A 16,763-nucleotide genomic window follows, 5' to 3' on the forward strand; every position below is an offset into this window, starting at 1 on the left:
AACCACTACCCCCAGCAGCCTGCTGTGCACCGCATCGCTCGGACACATGAGGTGGGACGGGGAGAGGCGACCCGCCCGACCTCCCCTTCGCGTGATCACTCCGTGACTCGGAGTGGCCGATTTCGGGGAAGTAGCATGTCGGCGAAGGCGTGACTCCCGATACTGAGTGGGTGACCGCGATGGCGACGATCGAACCGAGCACCAGGCGCGGGTTTCCATCGAGTGCGCAAGCGTTCACCGTCGACGACCTGCTCGAACTCCCCGACGACGGGAACCGCTACGAGCTCTTCAACGGGAGCCTTCTGGTGAGCCCTGCCCCCACCCCCCTGCACCAGCTGATCATCACCAATGCGCTGCTCATGTTGCAACACGTGATGCCGCCACCGCTGGTGGCCCTGACCACGGTGAACGTGCGGGTGAGTGACAAGGACTTCTACATTCCCGACCTCGTCGTCGTCCGCGAGGACGTCGCCAGGAACGTCGAGCTCATGTTCTCGCCCACCGACATCCTGCTCGCCGCCGAAGTCGTCAGCCCGAGCACCAAGATGCGCGACGAACTGTTCAAAGTGGAGGCGTACGCCAAAGCAGGCATCCCCACCTACTGGCGCATCGACCCCGCGGAGGGCCCCACCCTCCACGTCCACCAGCTCAACGGCAAGCGCTACGACGACCCCGCCGTCTTCAAGCCCGGTGAACCCGCCGACCTGACCGCCCCCTTCCCCCTCACCTTCGACCCCGCCGACCTCCTACGCGCCCGCCGATAGGTCAGCCCAGCCGGGTGCGGGTGGTGAGGCGGCGGGTGTGGTCGAGGACCACCGTGTCGCCCCTCAGGTGGATGGTGGTGCGTAGCGGGGCCTCCGCCGAGGGGCCGGCCGAAAGGACGATGGCGCCGGGGTCGACGATGCGGTGCAGGTCGATGCCGGTGTAGGAGAACGCGTCCGTCGGCACGTCGAAGGTGACCGTACGGGTCTGGCGCGGTTCCAGCGGCACGCGGGCGAAGCCCACCAGCTGCGCGACAGGGCGGGCCACCTCCGCCACCGGGTCGGAGGCGTACAGCTGGACGACCTCCTCGGCGGGCCGGTCACCCGCGTTGCGGACCGTCACCGTCACCCCGACCGAGCCGTCGGTGGCGCATTCCGCGCGGTCGACGGCGAGGGAGACGTACTCGACCGGCGTGTACGACAGTCCGTGGCCGAACGCGAACGCCGGGGTCGGGTCGAGCACCGTGATGCCGTCGGTCCGCCGCCCGAGCGGCGGCTGCAGGTAGGTGGAGGGGTTGATCGCGGGCGAGACGGGGATCTGGACCGGCAGCCGTCCGGACGGGTTCACCCGGCCGCTCAGCACACCGGCGAGCGCCGCGCCGCCCTCCACCCCCGGCAGGAACGCCTGCACGGCCGCCGCCACCCGGTCCTTGTACTGGCCCAGCGCGTACGGCCGCCCCGACACCACCACGAGCACGACCGGCGTCCCGGTGGCGAGGACCGCCTCGACCAGCTCCGGCTGCGGTCCTGGCAGCCGCAGGTCGGGGGCGTCGCAGCCCTCCCCCGATGTGCCGCCGCCGAACAGCCCCGCCCGGTCGCCGACGAACAGCAGCACCAGGTCGGACCGCGCGGCGAGCGCCGCCGCCGCGGCGATCCCCGAGGTGTCGTCGCCGCTCACGTCGGCGCCGACCTCGTGCTCCAGCAGCGCCTCGGGGAACTCGTCCGCCAGGCGGTCGGCGATCGAGGCGATGGGCAGGCCCATGCCGTGGCCGGGGTACCGGTCGAGCACGTGGTTGGGGAAGGCGTAGCAGCCGAGCAGCGTACGGGGGTCGTCGGCGCACGGTCCGACGATCGCGATCCGGGCCGTCGTGCGGGGGTCGAGGGGCAGCGTCGCGGCGGGGTTGTGCAGCAGCACGACGGAACGCTCGGCCACGGCGCGGGCCAGCGCGCGGTTGCGCCGGCCGTCCAGCTCCACGGGCCGGGCCTCAGGGACGCCGCCGTCGAGGAGGCCGAGTTCGACCTTCTGCCGCAGGACCCGGCGTACGGACTCGTCCACCAGCGCCTCGGCGACGCGTCCCGCGCGGACCTCCGCCACCAGACGCTCGCCGTACGAGACGGTCTCGGGAAGCTCGACGTCGATGCCGGCGCGCAGGGCGACGGCCCCCGCCTCGGCGTCGTCCTCAGCCACGCCGTGCATCGACGCCAAGAAGGGGATCGCCCAGTAGTCGGCCACCACCGTTCCCTCGAAGCCCCACTCCTCGCGCAGCAACCCGCGCAGCAGTTGGGCGCTCGCTCCCGCGGGGACGCCGTCGAGGTCGGTGTAGGAGTTCATCACCGAGCGGGCCCCGCCCTCGCGCAGGGCCGTCTCGAACGGCGGCAGCACCACGTCGGCCAGCTCCCTGGGGCCGACGCTGACCGGCGCGTGGTTGCGCGCGGCGCGCGAGGAGGCGTACCCGGCGAAGTGCTTGAGGGTGGCGATGACGCCCGCGCCCTCCAGCCCGCGCACGTACGCGGCGCCGAGCTGCCCCACCAGGTACGGATCCTCGCCGAGCGTCTCCTCGACCCGCCCCCACCGGTAGTCGCGGACGACGTCGAGCACGGGCGACAGCCCCTGGTGGACGCCGGCGGCGCGCAGGTCGGCGCCGATGGCCGCCGCCAGGCGCTCGACCAGGCCGGGATCGAACGTGGCCGCCCAGGCGAGCGGTGTCGGGTAGGCGGTGGCGCCGTACGTGGCGAACCCGGTCAGGCACTCCTCGTGGGCGATCGCCGGGATGCCGAAGCGGTTGGCGGCGGTCACCAGCCGTTGCAGGGACCGCAGCCGTTCCGCCCCTTCCTCAGGGCTGATCGGGGCGGTGCCGTAGACGCGGGTGAGGTGGCCCTGGCCGCGTGCGAGCCGGTCCTCCAGGCGGGCCGAGGTCGCGAACCGGTCCTGCAGCGGCGCCACGCCGCCGGGGTCGTCGTCCTGGACCCAGACGGAGCCGAGCTGGGCGACCTTCTCCTCCAGCGTCAGCTCGGCCAGCAGGCTCTCCACGCGCTCGCCGACCGTGCGGGCGGTGTCCCGCCAGGGCGCCACGCCCGGCGCGTTGACAGATGTCATGGCTGCAACCTTCGAGCGATCCCGATCAGTACGCCCGGACTTTAAGTGCCCTCCACGACGCCGTCAAGAATATTTCGACGTTGTCCCGAAATTTTCGACAATTGGCTGACCGCAGATCGTCCCTCCATCGGTCGCGAACAGGGTCCACCCTGGCAGAAAGATTTCAGGCCATGAACCGCAGGCGGCGCCCGCCGCGCACAGCGGGCGCCTGTCGGTGCGGGCAGGTCAGGTCAGGTCAGGCTCTCCTCGGCCTGCCGGTTGAGCGTCTCGAGGTCGAACGCGCCCGACTTGACGGCCGCGGTGAACGCCTCCCAGTCGCGGCGCGGCACGAACAGCACCGTGTCCGGGTAGTCCTCGTGGACGAGCTCCACGTGGTCGTTGATGCGCTTCGCCGCGATGCGGCCGACGTCTCGCGTCATCTGCGGCACTCCTCTCGTTCGGTGTTCGGAGTCACCACCCCGGCCCCCATCGAGGACAGACGGGACGGTTGCCGGCAGCCTTCCACTTTCCCCGCCAAGTCGGCCACCGGCTCTCCCAAGACCCCACCGCCGAAACCAACCTGAGGGCGACTGTCTTATCCACCCCGGCGAAAACCGCTTGCCCGGTGACGGCGGCCGTGCTGTCATCGAGGCTCCCGAGCGCGAGGAGGGGTGGTGCGTCGGAAACGTCCGGGTCGCTCTGCTGAACTCTGAGGTCAGGGGACGACGCCTACGCCAGTGAGTGCGGGACGACACCTACCGCTGGCGGCTGAGGAGGCTCGGCCGACAGTGACCGGGACAATCACGCAAACCCGGTCGTGGTAACGGATCCGCGGGATGAGACACGCCCCGGTGAAGCCGGAAGCGGAACTAATCGCCGACCTCTGACGAGGGGGAACAGGCGGTGAACCGGTCCCTCGCCCGCATCGAGCCTGGGAGCCGTCGGCACGACGGAGAGAGAGAACGGAACCCTGCACTCCGATTGAAGATCACTTCTTCGATCCGGAGGCAGAGACCATCAGCAGGGCCGCCCAGAACCAGGGCTTCACATGTGAGAACTGCGGCGCCGTGGTGGCGCCGTTGACCAACGGCGGTTACCGCAACCACTGTCCGGCGTGCCTGTGGTCCAAGCACGTCGACGACGTACCGGGAGACCGAGCGGCCGGGTGCCGCGGGCTGATGCGCCCGCAGCGGATCGACCACCGTGGCCGCAAGGGGCTCGTGGTCGTCCATCGGTGCGTGGTGTGCGGGTTCGTCCGCCCCAACCGGCTGGCGGACGACCCCGGGCAGGGTGACGACATCGAGGCGATCACCGCGTTGATGTCCGGTCGCGGGTGAGGACGGGCCGCATGCCGGAGAGCGGCATGCGGCCCGGTTTCGGGGCGCGGTTTCTGGCGGTGGCGACGGAACAGGAGCGCGATGGCTTCCGTCATCGGACACCTCCGAGGAAACCCGGTCCTACAGGAACGGGAGAAATCGGAGCCCCGCCAGGGGTGACCCGGCGTAGCCGGGACAGCCCAGGACGCTCAGCGTCCTTAACAGGGCACGGAATGGGAACAAGCATGCGACCCTTGGCTGGTCGTACGGGAGAAGGTGAGGCATGGCGCAGATCGTGAAGCGGGCCTACAGATACCGCTTCCACCCGACGCCCGAGCAGGCCGGCGAGCTTGCCCGTACGTTCGGCTGCGTCCGCCTCGTCTACAACAGAACGCACCCGCGCCTACACCCTCGAAGGGCGCCGCGTCTCCTACGTGGAGTCGTCCGCCCGCCTGACGGAGTGGAAACGCAGCGGCGAGTTCGACTTCCTGTCGGAGGTGTCGTCGGTTCCGCTCCAGCAGGCGCTTCGCCATCTTCAGGCGGGGTTCGCGAACTTCTTCGCCAAGCGCGCCAAATATCCGACGTTCAAGAGCAAGAAGAAGTCGCGGGCGAGTGCGGAGTACACGCGGTCGGCGTTCCGCTGGCGTGAGGGCCGGTTGACCCTGGCGAAGATGGATGCTCCGCTGGCGATCGTGTGGTCCCGTCCGATGCCGGAGGGTGCGGAGCCGTCCACGGTCACCGTGTCGAAAGACGCGGCGGGCCGCTGGTTCGTGTCGATGCTGGTCGAGGAGAAGACCAGTCCCCTCCCGCCCGTCGCGGCGAACGTGGGGATCGATGCCGGGATCACGGCGCTGGCCACGCTGTCCACTGGCGAGAAGATCGTCAACCCTCGTCACGAGTATCGTGACCGGCGCAAGCTCGCCAAGGCGCAGCGGGCACTCGCCCGCAAGGAGAAGGGCAGCGCGAACCGGGCCAAGGCGAAGCTGAAGGTCGCCAAGGTGTATGCCCGGATCACCGACCGGAGAAGAGACTTCCTGCACAAGGTGACGACACGGCTTGTTCACGAGAACCAAGTGATCGCCGTGGAAGACCTGACCGTCCGCACCATGGTGAAGAACCACAGCCTGGCGCGCGCCATCTCTGACGCCTCCTGGCGAGAGATGCGCTCCATGCTGGAGTACAAGGCGCGGTGGTACGGGCGGACCGTGGTGGCGGTTGACCGCTGGTTCCCGTCGTCGAAGCTGTGCTCGGCGTGCGGTGCTCTGCAAGACAGGATGCCGTTGAACATCCGCGAATGGACATGCGCCTGCGGCGCCGTCCATGACCGGGACGTGAACGCGGCCAGGAACGTGCTTGCCGCCGGGCCGGCGGAGAGCTGAAACGCCTGTGGAGCTGGTGTAAGACCTCAACGAGAGTCCTCTCGGGCGGGCAACCGGCGGTGAAGCAGGAAGCCTCACGGGTGACCGTGAGAATCCCCCCGTTGACGAGGTGGAGGATGCCAAGAGAACGATCAGTGATGTTTGGATGATCCCCCTGCTGCTCAGGGGTCGCATGCTGCATGGTGGGAGCGTGAACCCGGATACCCGTTACAGCGATCCCGACGCTATCGGCGAGGTCCGGCGGAGCATCAGGGACGACCTGCTGCCGGCCTTCACCCAGGCGCGCGAGGTCTTCCAGGAGTGCAGGTCCGTCGGCTTCCCCCGCTCCGGCCCGCTCGGCGAACGCGCGGTGGGCGCGCTCTACCGCTCCCTGATGGACTCGCTCGTCCGCGACACCGAGGCCGCGCTCGCCGCGCTGGAGCGATGGCAGGACGACGACCCGGCCCGCACCGACCAACCAGCCGTCCGCCGTACCGCGTAACCGGGTGCTGTCAGCGTCGCCCGGCGGTCAAAGCGAAGCGGCGTGCGGTGGCGCGGAGCGGGCGGCCGCATTCCATGTCCTCGTGGACGGCGCGCAGCCGATCGGCGTACGCGGCCGCCGCGAAGCCGGGCACCTGCCAGGGGACGACCCGCAGGAACAGCACGAGCGCGCCGACGTCGTGGAACGTCGTGGCGAAGCCCGCCTCGCACTGCCACGAGACGTCCAGCCCGGCGTCGGCGAGCGCGGCGGCCGCCGTGGTGAGGCGCCAGCCGGCGGCGGCGTGCGGTGGCGCGCCCAGCGCTGCGTTGATCTCGTCGAGGTCGCGCCCGTCCACCTGCTGGGTGACGAACACGCCACCGGGCGCCAGCAGGCGGCGGATCTCGTCCGGCCGGTACGACTCGTGCCGGTCGACGATGAGGTCGAACGAGCCGTCGGGGAACGGCAGCGGGCCGGTCGCCGCGGATTCGACGACCGTGACGCCGAGCGGCTCCAGGCGGCGACGGGCGACCGGCACGTTCGGCGGATAGCCCTCGGTGGCCACGGTGTGCGGCGGCAGCGGGGCTAACGACGCGAGCGCTTCGCCGCCGCCGGTGCCGAGGTCGAGCAGCGACGCCGCCCCGGGCAGCCGCCGTCCGACCAGCTCCTCGTAGCGCCACGGCAGGTCGCCGTCATAGGTGACGCGATCGCCGAGCACGTCGAAGTCCCATCCCTCGAACGCCGTCTCCGACGCCGTACGGACCAGTTCCTCGAAACCCATCCGACGATCATGTGTCATGACACATGTCATGACAAGCCGGTGACAGCGGCGACTGAATCGACAGAGCCGACCGGATCATGATGGCTGTCATGACGAATCGCGGGTTACGAAACGTCGCACCGAGCCGTCGAGCCGTGGTCGCCGCAGCGCTGGGCGCGCTGCTGACGGCGGGCACCGTGGTGACACCGGCCGCGGCCGGCACCCGGCTCGACCGGGCAGAGCTGAGCCGCACCCTTGACGCCGTCCACGAGGCCGGCATGTACGGCGCCTACTCGGCCGTACGCGACGGGAACGAGAGCTGGCGCGACGCCGCGGGCGTCGCCGATGTGGACACGGGCCGCCGCGTGCAACCGAACATGGAGCACCGTGTCGGCAGCATCACCAAGACCTTCACCGCGGTGGCCGTCCTGCAGCAGGTCGCCCGCGGCACCATCGACCTGGACGCCCCCGTCGGCCGCTACCTGCCCGACCTGGTGCCCGGCGAGCGCGGGCAGCGGATCACCGTACGGATGCTGCTCAACCACACCAGCCACATCTTCGACCACGTCCCCGTGGCGTTCCCCTCGCTGCTCGAAGGGTCGGTGAGCAGCCTGGAGGACAACCGCTTCCGTACGTTCGACCCGGCGCAGCTCGTCAGGGGTGCCCTGGAGCTGCCGCCGACCGGCGAGGCAGGAGCGCTGCCCGGGGTGTACTCCAACACCAACTACCTCCTGGCCGGACTGCTCCTTGAGCGGGTCACGGGCGAGGACGCGGAGAAGCTCATCACCCGCGACGTGATCCGCAAGGCGGGCCTGCGGCACACCTCGTTCCCCCGCTCGCCGCACATCCCCGGCCCGCACTCGCGCGCGTACGAGTCGATGTACGGCTCCTTCGACCCGCCGCGCGACTTCAGCGTGTACGACATGTCGTGGGTCACCACGGCGGGCGCGGTGGTGTCCACCATGGACGACCTCAACCGCTTCTACCGGGCGCTGCTGCGCGGCGAGCTGATCGGCCGCGCCGAACTCGCCGAGATGCAGAAGACGGTGCCGGTGCTGATCGGCGGCGCCCCCATCGATTACGGCCTCGGCATCTACACCATCGACCTCGGGTGCGGCCCGCTCTGGGGGCACGACGGCAGCGTGTTCGGCATGGCCACGCAGTCGCTGTCGACCCCTGACGGGAAGCGGCAGCTGTCGGTAGGGATGAACCTCACCAAGTACCAGCAGATCGACGAGAACGGCGTCCTCGTGCCGAGCCCGATCGACTTCGCGGTCTACGAGCACGTGGTGCGGGGCGTGTGCGGACCGGACGCGGTCCGGGCCAAGGCGGCGCAGCCGGTCACGCCGTTCGCCACGGACCGGCTGCTGGTCAAGCGTCGGTGACGGGCGGGAGCCCGCGCTCCGGCAGGCGATGCGGAGCGCGGGCTCGTGGCCGACGGCCCGGGCGTCAGTGCGAGAACGCCTGGAACTCGGCCGCTCGGAGGTGGTCGCGCTGCGGGCTGGCGGTCGCGCAGTCCGTCGCGGAGTTGGGGTCGTTGTCCTGCTCCCCGGCGTACAGCGGGTTGCCGGTGCACTGCGTGGTGAGCGCACGGAGCATCAGGTGGGTGGCGTTGACGGTCCGGATGTCGAACGACTTGACGAGCATGTCCGCGCCCCTCGGCCGCGGCAGGTTCGTCTCGAACGCGTTCGCCTTGCTCGTGTATGCCTTGCGGTAGTTCGCCGGGTCGTCGCAGCCGGAGCTGCAGGCGAGCACCTCGAAAGAGCGCAGGCTGGAGAAGCGGTTCTGCGTGGCCGGGTCGGCCGGGTCACCGATCGCGGGCCGCAGCATCGCGCTCACCTGGACCCTGCTGACCCTGACCGGCCGGTCGCCCGCCAGGTCCACGACGACCGACCTGCCCGCCGGAGCGCCGGTGAGCGAGGCCCAGTTCGTGGCCTCGGTGTCGTCGATCAGCTTGGCCTGGTTGACGCCGTCGCCCGTGGCCGTCGCCCCGTTCGCCGCCGAGGCGAGGTTGCGGGTCAGCGGCAGCGGGAGCGGCAGCTTCACGCCGGGCAGCACCACGAACGTCAGGCGCTTGTGGCCGAAGCCGTCGCCCGTCACGACGAAGTCGTACCGGCCGGGGGTCATCTCGATGGTGTCGCCGAGCGGGGTCGCCGGGTCGGTGTCCGCGACCGGGACCGCGCGGGCCTCGTAGTCGCCGACGTACAGCCGCAGTGCGGCGCCCTTCGCCTCGCCCAGCGGCTTCAGCTGCAGTGAGCCGTTCTTGCCCGCCGGGTTGACGAAGCTCGGCGTTGCGTCGGCGTCGGCGGGGCCGTTGCTGGCGGCGTCCCTGCCCAGGCCGTGCTCGGCGAAGGCGCGCCACATGATGTCCTGGTTGGCGCCGCCGAAGCGGATCCGGTCGGCGGCGAGCAGCGCGTCGCGGTGGTCCACGTAGTCGACCGCGCCCGACGCCATGAGCAGCAGCGCGTCGAACGACAGCTGCACCCAGCGCCGGCTGCCCGGGCACCTCTCGACCGGGGTCCGGCCCTCGGCGCAGGCCAGCTGCTGCTTGGCGGTGCCCTTCCCGTAGCGCTTGACGAACGCCTCGCGCACGTCGAACTGCGTCGCCGACCAGATCTCGCCGTCCGCGTGCACCTGCGTGCCGACGATGTCGTAGCCGAGGTTGCTGTAGTTCAGCGGCGACTTCGACATGTCGTAGTTGCGGATGCCGCGCGCCTTGTCGCCGGTGACGTACCCGCCCGTGACGTACGGGGTGTCGCCCGCGGGCGGGGTGCCGTACTCGTGGAGCTGCTCCATGGAGAACAGGTCGGAGGTGCTCTCGTTCATGGCGCCGGCCTGGGCGCCGCTCCAGCCGGCGTTGGGGCCGCCGATCATGCGGCCGGAGATGGCGTGCGAGTACTCGTGGCCGATGACCGACATGTCGTAGTCGCCGTCGACGCAGGGCGAGTAGAACGACCCGGCGATCGGCTGCCACAGGTACATGTTGGTGATCGGCGCGACCCCGTCGGGTCCGGTGATCTGGTTGGCGTTGTCACGTACGGACAGCACGCGGGCGCCCGCCTGGGCGTTGCCCCGCTCGGGGTCGTTGCCGAGCCCGCCGCGGTCGCCGTTGTCGCTCTGCATGTTCCACGCGGTCTCGGTGAAGCCGAGCCGGTACGACCAGTCGTGCATGCGGTTGTGCATGGCGTTCAGGTTGGCCATGGCGGCCTCGAGGTCGCCCTCGCCGGGCTGGTCGAACACCGCGGGGTCGCACTTGGCCTCGTACCAGGTGTTCTTCCAGGGGTAGGCGTACGTGCGGCTCGGGGTCACGACGTTCGACCTGGTGCCGACGGTGAACGGGTCGCCGCTGGCGCGGTTCTCCACGGTCCTGGCCGCGTTGCCGATGCTCGTGTTGGTCGGCTCGTTCGTCGCGTGGTCGACGTCCCACGGCTTGCCGCCCGCAGGGTCGCCGCCGAGCACGTGGTCGCAGCCCCGGCCGGGCTTGAAGCACCACGTCTCGCGGGTGTCCTTGGAGGAGTAGTCGGCCCTCGGGTTGGCCGGGAAGACCTCCCAGCGCGGGTTGTCGGGGTCGGTGTGGTGGTCGACGAGGTTCTCCCGGGTGAGGATGCCTCCGCTGACCGCGTCCACGTGCGTGGTGTACCCGGCCTCGGCGCCCTTCGCCCCGCCGATCAGGACCACCTGGTACGCGCTGTGCACCCCGTCGGGCGCGGGCACCGCAACCGGCGTGGCCTGCTTGGTCCGGGCGGTGGCGAGGTCGATGCCGCCGTCGCGCGCCGCGATCTCGAGCGCCTGCTCGGCGGTGATCGTGGCGGCCGGGGGCGCCGCGGTCTCCCGCGACAGCGAGGAGGTGACGTGGCCGACCTCGCCGCCCCGTACACCGAGCGCGACCAGGCCGTCGACGCCGGCGGGCAGGTCGCCGAAGCGCTGCCGCAGCAGGACGGCGTGGCCCTCGCCGATGGGGTTGACCGCGAGCGTCTCGAGCGCGTCGACGGCCTCGGCCGTCAGCCCGAAGATGCTCTCGTTGTCCTTGAGGTAGGTCCTCGCGGCCTGGACGGGGTCGGAGCCGAGGCCTGTGGCCAGCGGTTGGGCGCTGGTGACGGTGGCCGGGGTGCCGAGGTTGTTCCACCGGATGTCGGCGGCGGGGCCCGCGCGGCGGGCCTCGGCCCCTGCCGGGGGCGGCACCCGGCCCTGACGGTTGTCGACGTCGGGCTGACCGTGGTTCTCCGCCTGGAAGTCGTGCACCACCGAGGGCGGATCACCGCGTTCGCCGAGGGCTGTTCCGGCGAGGGGGAGGGTCGACGCGATGAGCGCGGCGACGACGAGTGTGCTGCGTAACCAGGGTTTGGTCGACACGTTTTCCTCCTGAGTGTCAAGGAACGCTCAGACAACGCGCATCTCCGCACGAGGAAACACCGGCCGATCAGTACTGACAAGATCTTGTAAAGCCGGAAATATCATGTATGGGCGGGAAAAAATGCCGCTTTTGCACCTCGCGTGCCGCCCCGCAGGGGCGGAGGCGGGCGATCATGATCACGAACCCGGGGCTAGTCTCGTCACGTAACGCCGAGACGAGCGAGGGAGCCCGATCACATGATCTTCATTACCGCGAAGTTCCGCGTCCTGCCCGAGCACGCCGACCGGTGGCCGGAGATCACCCGTGAGTTCACCGAGGCCACCCGCGCCGAGCCCGGCTGCCTGTGGTTCGACTGGTCGCGCAGCCTCGACGACGCCACCGAGTACGTCCTGGTGGAGGCGTTCCGCGACGACGCCGGGGCGGCGCACGTGCAGTCGGGGCACTTCAAGCAGGCCCAGCAGGAGCTGCCGCAGTATCTGGCCGAGACGCCCCGCATCGTGAACACCACCATCGCCCAGGACGGCTGGTCGGAACTGGGCGAGATGGCGGTGCCCCAGCGCGGCTGAGCCTCCCTGCCGCGCGGCGGGTCAGAGCATCCTGGCGAGGCCGCGGACGACGGTGTTCGCCAGGGTGCCGACCTCCGAGATGCCGATGGTGACCGTGTCGCCGTCGGCAAGGGTGAACGGCAGGTCGGGCACGAGGCAGGTGCCGGTGGCGAGCACGGCGCCGTCCGGGAAGACGTCGGCGTGGAAGAGGTAGCCGGCCAGGTCGTCGAGGCGGCGGTTGAGCTGTGACGTGCTCGCCTTGCCGTCCCAGACGACCTCGCCCGCCCTGGTGATGGTCAGCACGATGTCCAGCGCGTACGGGTCGGCCACCTCCCAGGCGGGCCTGATGTCCGGCCCCACCGCGCAGCCGCCGAGGTAGATCTTGGCCTGGGGCAGGTAGAGCGGGTTGACGCCCTCGATGCTGCGCGAGCTGACGTCGTCCACCACGGTGTAGCCGACGATCTCGCCGGAGGCGTTCAGCACCAGGCCGAGCTCCGGCTCCGGCACGTCGATCTCGGAGTCGTCCCGTACCGCGATGCGTTCGCCGTCGCCGCTCACCTTCCACGCCACCGACTTGAAGAACAGCTCGGGCCGCTCGGCGTCGTACACCAGCTCGTACACGTCGGCGGCGCGCTCGCTCTCGACCACGCGCGCCTCGCGCGAGCGGCGGTAGGTCACGCCGGACGCCCACACCTCCGTACGGCCGTCGACGGGGGCCAGCCGCAGCACGTCCGCGGACGGGTGCGCGGGGCCGTCGGCGCTCTCGCACCGCTCACGCAGTTCGGCGGCGGGCAGCCGGAGCAGTTCCGCCACGGTGGTGAGGCCGGACAGCTCCACCAGCCGCTCGCCGTCGTCCACGCCGACCGCGTCGGCACCGGTCAGGGGGCTGACGAACCGTACGATGCGCATGCCTGCTCCTCAATCCACCTCAAGCGTGTTATTCGACGAAATTTCCCCTCATTCCAGCAAAAGAATCATGAACCGGACGATCTTCCCGCTAGATCACCTCGAAGTCGGCCATCATCGCCATGTCCTCGTGTTCCAGGTTGTGGCAGTGCAGCATGTACCGCCCGCGGTACCCCTCGAAGCGGGCCAGCACGTCCACCACCTCGTACGGTCGCACGTCCACGGTGTCCTTCCAGCCCGCGTCGGTGGGCGCGGGCTCGCGGCCGTTGCGCGCCAGCACCTGGAAGTGGGCCAGGTGGACGTGCACGGGATGGTGGAAGTCGCTGGTCAGCCGCCACACCTCGGCGGTGCCGAGCCGCGGTCTCGCCAGCAGGTCGCCCGGCCGGTAGAGGCGGCCGTTCACCGTCCAGCCGGAGTCCGTGCGGCGGAAGTCGAAGGAGCGGGTGGCGACGGGGGCGGGCCGCTCCGGCGGGCGCGAGAGCCGCTTCGGCACGACGCTGTCGTCCTTGGCCCTGCGGGCGACCACGAACCGCATGACGTTCCCGGCCGCGCCGTCGACCAGTGTGTTGACCAGGGTGACCGTGCTGCCGACCGGGTAGGCGGAGAAGTCGACCACGACGTCGTACCGCTCGGAGGGTGACATCGGCAGCGCGTCGTGCTCCAGGGGCGCGGCCAGCAGCCCGTCGTCGCTGCCCACCTGCGTGAACCGGCCGCCAGGGGCCAGCCGGAGGTTGAGCCTGCGCGCGTTGCAGGCGTTCAGCAGCCGCAGACGGTAACGGGTGGCCGTCACCTCGGCCACCGGCCAGGGCGCGCCGTTGACCAGGATCACGTCGCCCTCGACGCCCGCCATGTAGGCGGCGTCGTGGCCCTCGTGGTTGCGCGGGTAGAGGAAGGAGCCGTCCTCGCCGAACGAGCGGTCGCAGATCATCAGCGGCAGCTCCCGCTCGCCCGCGGGCAGCGGCAGCGCGTCCTCCTCCTCGTCGCGCACCAGCGCGAACCCGGCGAGTCCCTGCCAGACCGCGGGAGCGGTGTAGTCCATCCGGTGGTCGTGGTACCAGAGCGTGGCGGCCCGCTGCCCGACCGGGTAGTGGTAGTCCCGCGCCCCTTCGTGGTGGACCTCGCCCGGGTGGGTCATCCGGGCGGCATGCCCCGCGTGGCCTCCCGCGTGGCCTCCGGCCGGGATGACGAGGTCGGTCGGGTAGCCGTCGGAGTCCGACGGGGTGACGCCGCCGTGCAGGTGAGTCGAGGTGGGCACGGGTAGCTCGTTGCGTACCCGGACGGTGGCCGGCGCGCCGCGCCGCAGCTCGAACGTCGGGCCGGGGAACGTGCCGCCGTACCCCCACACCTCCGTGCGCAGGCCTGGCAGGATCTCGACCCGCGCCACCCGCTGCGTGACCTCGTACCGTCCTGGCGCGACGGGGGCGGCCACCTGCGGGATCGACAGCGGCACCCGGAACGGCTCGGGCGTCGGCGCCTTGCCGACGAGCAGCTCGCCCGCGTACTGGCCGCATCCGGCGGCCGCGAGCGCGGTCCCGCCGAGCACGCCGAGGAAGCCGCGCCGCGACAGACCGGCCGGTCGCGGCCTCACGCCGCACCGCCCGCGGTACGGAGGCCACGCCACGTCCAGACGGTGACGACCGCCGACATCCCGAAGATCGCCATGCCGAGCGGGAAGTGCGCCGCGATGATCCGCGCGTTGCCCAGCGCCACCTGCGCCGTCTCCGCCACGACGAGGCCGAGGGTCGCCAGCGCCGGCCATCCGGCGAACCGGGCGGGCCGCCACAGCAGGACGGCGGCCACGAGCTGCAGGAAGAGCAGGACGTAGGTGAATCCGGCGTTGTCCCGGTGCCAGGCCAGCAGGTCGACGTCACCGGTGACGAACATCCCGGCGAGCACGGCCTGCCCGAGCACCCCGATCAGGTGCCCGGTGGCCGTGACCCGCAGCGCCCACACGATCCAGCCCGGCGGCGCCGCCCGCACCGGCGCGCGTTGTTCCAGCAGGGAGGTTGAGGAGGTCATGCCGTGAATGGTGCCTTCCGCGGCCCGGGCGCACATCCGGTGGTGGGCGGCATCTCGATCTACTCCCCCTGCGGTACGGCGGGCGGCCCAGGGAGGAGACGTACGCCCTGCGGAGGACGCCGGGTGTCGCCGCGCTCGCCTACGGTGTGTGCCATGAGCATCCGCAGGACGGACACGTTCGTCGCGGTGGGCGCGCTCGCGGCGATCGTCGGAGCCACGTACGGCAACATCTCGTGGACCGGCCCGTTGGAGCGTCCGCTCGACCCCGCGGGCCTGGCACTGATCACCGTCGCCGCGCTGTCGCTGGTCCTCCGGCGCACCGCGCCGGCGGCGGCGGGCGTCGTCGCGGCGGCGTGCGCGGTCGTCTACTACGCCGCCCACTACCCGGGCGTGTTCGCCGCCGCCCCGGCGCTCGCGTCGGTCTACACGCTCGCCTCGCTGGGGCGCCGCCGGACGGCGATCTGGCTGTCGCTGGCGATGTCAGTGCCCGTCTACACGCTGATGGCGCTCGCGGCCGACGACCCCGTGGCGGGCAACTGGATGCCGCTGCTGACCGGCTGGCTCATGGCCATGATCGTGGCGGGCGAGGTGACGCGGGGCCGGCACGCGTACCTGCGGGCGGTGGAGCAGCGCGCCGAGGAGGCCGAGCGCACCCGCGAGGAGGCCGCGCTGCGCCGGGCCGGCGAGGAGCGGCTGTGGATCGCGCAGGAACTGCACGACTCGCTCACCCACAGCATCTCGGTGGTCAACGTGCAGGCGGCGCTCGCCCTCGAACTGCTCGACCGCAAGCCGGAGCGGGTACGGGAGGCGCTGGTCGCGATCAAGGAATCGGGCCACGAGGCGATGGACGAGCTGCGCGCCACGCTCGGCGTGCTCCGCCGTGACGACCGCGCGGAGACGGGGCTGGCGCAGCTGCCGCGCCTGGTGTCGCGGGCCGAGGGCGCGGGGCTGCGGATGGCGTACACGGTGCGCGGGGAGCCGTACGCGCCGCCGCCGGAGGTCGACCTGGCCGCGTACCGGATCGCGCAGGAGGCGCTCACCAACGTGCTGCGGCACGCGGGCGCGGCGGCGGTCACGCTCACCGTCGCCTACGATCCTTCGGCGATCGTCCTGACGGTGGACGACGACGGCGAGCCGGGCACGGCCCCGCCCGGGATGGGGTTGATCGGCATGCGCGAACGCGCGGTGGCGCTCGGCGGCGCCTTCGCCGCAGGCCCGGGCCCGCGCGGCGGGTTCAGCGTGCGCGCCGAGCTGCCCGTGCGGGTGGCCGCGTGATCCGGGTGCTGCTGGCGGACGACCAGCCGCTGATCCGCGCCGGCTTCCGTGCGCTGCTGGAGCTCACCGACGACATCGCCGTGGTCGGCGAGGCGGGCGACGGTGTGCGGGCGGTGGAGCTGGCCGCCGAACTGCGGCCTGACGTCGTACTGCTCGACGTGCGCATGCCGCGGCTCGACGGCATCCAGGCCATCCGCAGCATCGGCGCCGACCCCTCGCTCGACGGCGTGCGGGTGGTGATCCTCACGAATTATGCGCTCGACGAGTACGTCTTCGCCGCGCTCAGGGCGGGCGCGAGCGGCTTCCTGCTCAAGGACATCGAGCCGGGCGAGCTGCTGCAGTCGGTGCGCGTGGCCGCGCGCGGCGAGGCGCTGCTGTCGCCGTCCGTGACGCGCCGCCTGATCGAGGAGTACGTCAGCACCCCGCCCCGCCCGGTCGCCGGGCCCGGCCTCCCCGGCCTCGAGCGGCTCACCGGCCGCGAGCGCGAGATCGTCGCCCTGGTGGCGCGCGGCATGTCCAACGACGAGATCGCGGCCCACCTGGTGATCAGCGCGGCCACCGCGAAGACCCACGTGAGCCGGTCGATGGTCAAGCTGGGCGTGCGCGACCGGGCTCAGCTGGTGGTCTTCGCGTACGAGTCCGGACTGGTGGTGCCGGGCTCCTGAGCCGTGCTCTCACAGCGAGCGCAGGAACTC

At 71.3% G+C, this 16,763-nt stretch carries 14 protein-coding genes and 1 pseudogene; 8 read left to right on the top strand and 7 right to left on the bottom strand.

The features are described 5' to 3' along the window. Nucleotides 1–149: 149 nt before the first annotated feature. Nucleotides 150–764, top strand: coding sequence for a Uma2 family endonuclease (locus BLR04_RS01370; RefSeq protein ID WP_143021918.1), 615 nt, complete (start codon nucleotides 150–152; stop codon nucleotides 762–764). A 1-nt stretch (nucleotide 765) separates the two neighbouring features. Here BLR04_RS01370 and BLR04_RS01375 read toward each other — a convergent pair whose 3' ends face one another. Both BLR04_RS01375 and BLR04_RS01380 read right to left on the bottom strand, forming a co-directional pair. After that, nucleotides 766–3,078 carry a glycoside hydrolase family 3 N-terminal domain-containing protein gene (locus BLR04_RS01375; protein WP_090758687.1) on the bottom strand — a complete coding sequence of 771 codons (2,313 nt, stop codon included), beginning with the start codon at nucleotides 3,076–3,078 and terminating at the stop codon, nucleotides 766–768. Between the two features lie 230 nt (nucleotides 3,079–3,308). Then, nucleotides 3,309–3,497 carry a hypothetical protein gene (locus BLR04_RS01380; RefSeq protein ID WP_143021919.1) on the bottom strand — a complete coding sequence of 63 codons (189 nt, stop codon included), beginning with the start codon at nucleotides 3,495–3,497 and terminating at the stop codon, nucleotides 3,309–3,311. Between the two features lie 576 nt (nucleotides 3,498–4,073). On the opposite strand from BLR04_RS01380, the gene BLR04_RS01385 reads away from it, so the two are divergent. From BLR04_RS01385 to BLR04_RS01395, 3 genes and pseudogenes are all read left to right on the top strand, one after another. Then, a complete protein-coding gene (locus tag BLR04_RS01385; RefSeq protein WP_090758691.1) occupies nucleotides 4,074–4,394 on the top strand; it encodes an RNHCP domain-containing protein in 321 nt (106 codons plus the stop codon). A gap of 262 nt (nucleotides 4,395–4,656) precedes the next feature. After that, nucleotides 4,657–5,901: pseudogene (locus tag BLR04_RS01390) on the top strand (RNA-guided endonuclease InsQ/TnpB family protein). Between the two features lie 41 nt (nucleotides 5,902–5,942). Further along, on the top strand, nucleotides 5,943–6,233 hold the full coding sequence (locus BLR04_RS01395; protein WP_143021920.1) for a hypothetical protein: 291 nt from the start codon (nucleotides 5,943–5,945) through the stop codon (nucleotides 6,231–6,233). A 10-nt stretch (nucleotides 6,234–6,243) separates the two neighbouring features. Here BLR04_RS01395 and BLR04_RS01400 read toward each other — a convergent pair whose 3' ends face one another. Then, nucleotides 6,244–6,990: a class I SAM-dependent methyltransferase gene (locus BLR04_RS01400; RefSeq protein WP_176902883.1), complete on the bottom strand. Its 747-nt coding sequence runs from the start codon at nucleotides 6,988–6,990 to the stop codon at nucleotides 6,244–6,246. A gap of 89 nt (nucleotides 6,991–7,079) precedes the next feature. Between BLR04_RS01400 and BLR04_RS01405 the strand changes: the two genes are divergently transcribed. Next, complete coding sequence (locus tag BLR04_RS01405; RefSeq protein WP_143021921.1) at nucleotides 7,080–8,354, top strand: serine hydrolase domain-containing protein; 1,275 nt, start codon at nucleotides 7,080–7,082, stop codon at nucleotides 8,352–8,354. A gap of 64 nt (nucleotides 8,355–8,418) precedes the next feature. Here the strand turns inward: BLR04_RS01405 and BLR04_RS01410 are convergent, their stop codons facing one another. Next, the gene (locus BLR04_RS01410; protein WP_245739950.1) at nucleotides 8,419–11,322 is read right to left on the bottom strand and encodes a M36 family metallopeptidase; all 2,904 of its coding nucleotides are present in this window, start codon (nucleotides 11,320–11,322) and stop codon (nucleotides 8,419–8,421) included. A gap of 237 nt (nucleotides 11,323–11,559) precedes the next feature. Here BLR04_RS01410 and BLR04_RS01415 point away from each other — a divergent pair, with 237 nt between their 5' ends. After that, nucleotides 11,560–11,889 (top strand): putative quinol monooxygenase, encoded by a 330-nt coding sequence (locus BLR04_RS01415; protein WP_090758697.1) that lies wholly within the window; start codon nucleotides 11,560–11,562, stop codon nucleotides 11,887–11,889. Nucleotides 11,890–11,910: 21 nt separating this feature from the next. Here the strand turns inward: BLR04_RS01415 and BLR04_RS01420 are convergent, their stop codons facing one another. From BLR04_RS01420 to BLR04_RS01430, 3 genes are all read right to left on the bottom strand, one after another. Continuing rightward, a complete protein-coding gene (locus BLR04_RS01420; RefSeq protein WP_090758699.1) occupies nucleotides 11,911–12,777 on the bottom strand; it encodes a fumarylacetoacetate hydrolase family protein in 867 nt (288 codons plus the stop codon). 88 nt (nucleotides 12,778–12,865) lie between these two features. Continuing rightward, on the bottom strand, nucleotides 12,866–14,362 hold the full coding sequence (locus BLR04_RS01425; protein ID WP_245739951.1) for a multicopper oxidase family protein: 1,497 nt from the start codon (nucleotides 14,360–14,362) through the stop codon (nucleotides 12,866–12,868). After that, nucleotides 14,359–14,793 (bottom strand): hypothetical protein, encoded by a 435-nt coding sequence (locus tag BLR04_RS01430; RefSeq protein ID WP_090759489.1) that lies wholly within the window; start codon nucleotides 14,791–14,793, stop codon nucleotides 14,359–14,361. The genes BLR04_RS01425 and BLR04_RS01430 overlap by 4 nt, the downstream gene beginning before the upstream one ends. Nucleotides 14,794–14,946: 153 nt before the next feature. On the opposite strand from BLR04_RS01430, the gene BLR04_RS01435 reads away from it, so the two are divergent. Then, nucleotides 14,947–16,068, top strand: coding sequence for a sensor histidine kinase (locus tag BLR04_RS01435; RefSeq protein ID WP_090758701.1), 1,122 nt, complete (start codon nucleotides 14,947–14,949; stop codon nucleotides 16,066–16,068). After that, nucleotides 16,065–16,733, top strand: a complete 669-nt coding sequence (locus BLR04_RS01440) for a response regulator (protein ID WP_090758703.1) — start codon at nucleotides 16,065–16,067, stop codon at nucleotides 16,731–16,733. The genes BLR04_RS01435 and BLR04_RS01440 overlap by 4 nt, the downstream gene beginning before the upstream one ends. Nucleotides 16,734–16,763 lie beyond the last annotated feature (30 nt).

This window comes from Nonomuraea maritima (assembly GCF_900100395.1).
Lineage (GTDB): Bacteria > Actinomycetota > Actinomycetes > Streptosporangiales > Streptosporangiaceae > Nonomuraea > Nonomuraea maritima.

Bases quoted from the DNA above. Each gene is read 5' to 3' on its own strand.
- BLR04_RS01405 (WP_143021921.1), top strand. From the start codon at position 7,080: ATGACGAATCGCGGGTTACGAAACGTCGCACCGAGCCGTCGAGCCGTG.
- BLR04_RS01415 (WP_090758697.1), top strand. From the start codon at position 11,560: ATGATCTTCATTACCGCGAAGTTCCGCGTCCTGCCCGAGCACGCCGAC.
- BLR04_RS01400 (WP_176902883.1), bottom strand. From the start codon at position 6,990: ATGGGTTTCGAGGAACTGGTCCGTACGGCGTCGGAGACGGCGTTCGAG.
- BLR04_RS01375 (WP_090758687.1), bottom strand. From the start codon at position 3,078: ATGACATCTGTCAACGCGCCGGGCGTGGCGCCCTGGCGGGACACCGCC.
- BLR04_RS01380 (WP_143021919.1), bottom strand. From the start codon at position 3,497: ATGACGCGAGACGTCGGCCGCATCGCGGCGAAGCGCATCAACGACCAC.
- BLR04_RS01435 (WP_090758701.1), top strand. From the start codon at position 14,947: ATGAGCATCCGCAGGACGGACACGTTCGTCGCGGTGGGCGCGCTCGCG.
- BLR04_RS01430 (WP_090759489.1), bottom strand. From the start codon at position 14,793: ATGACCTCCTCAACCTCCCTGCTGGAACAACGCGCGCCGGTGCGGGCG.
- BLR04_RS01420 (WP_090758699.1), bottom strand. From the start codon at position 12,777: ATGCGCATCGTACGGTTCGTCAGCCCCCTGACCGGTGCCGACGCGGTC.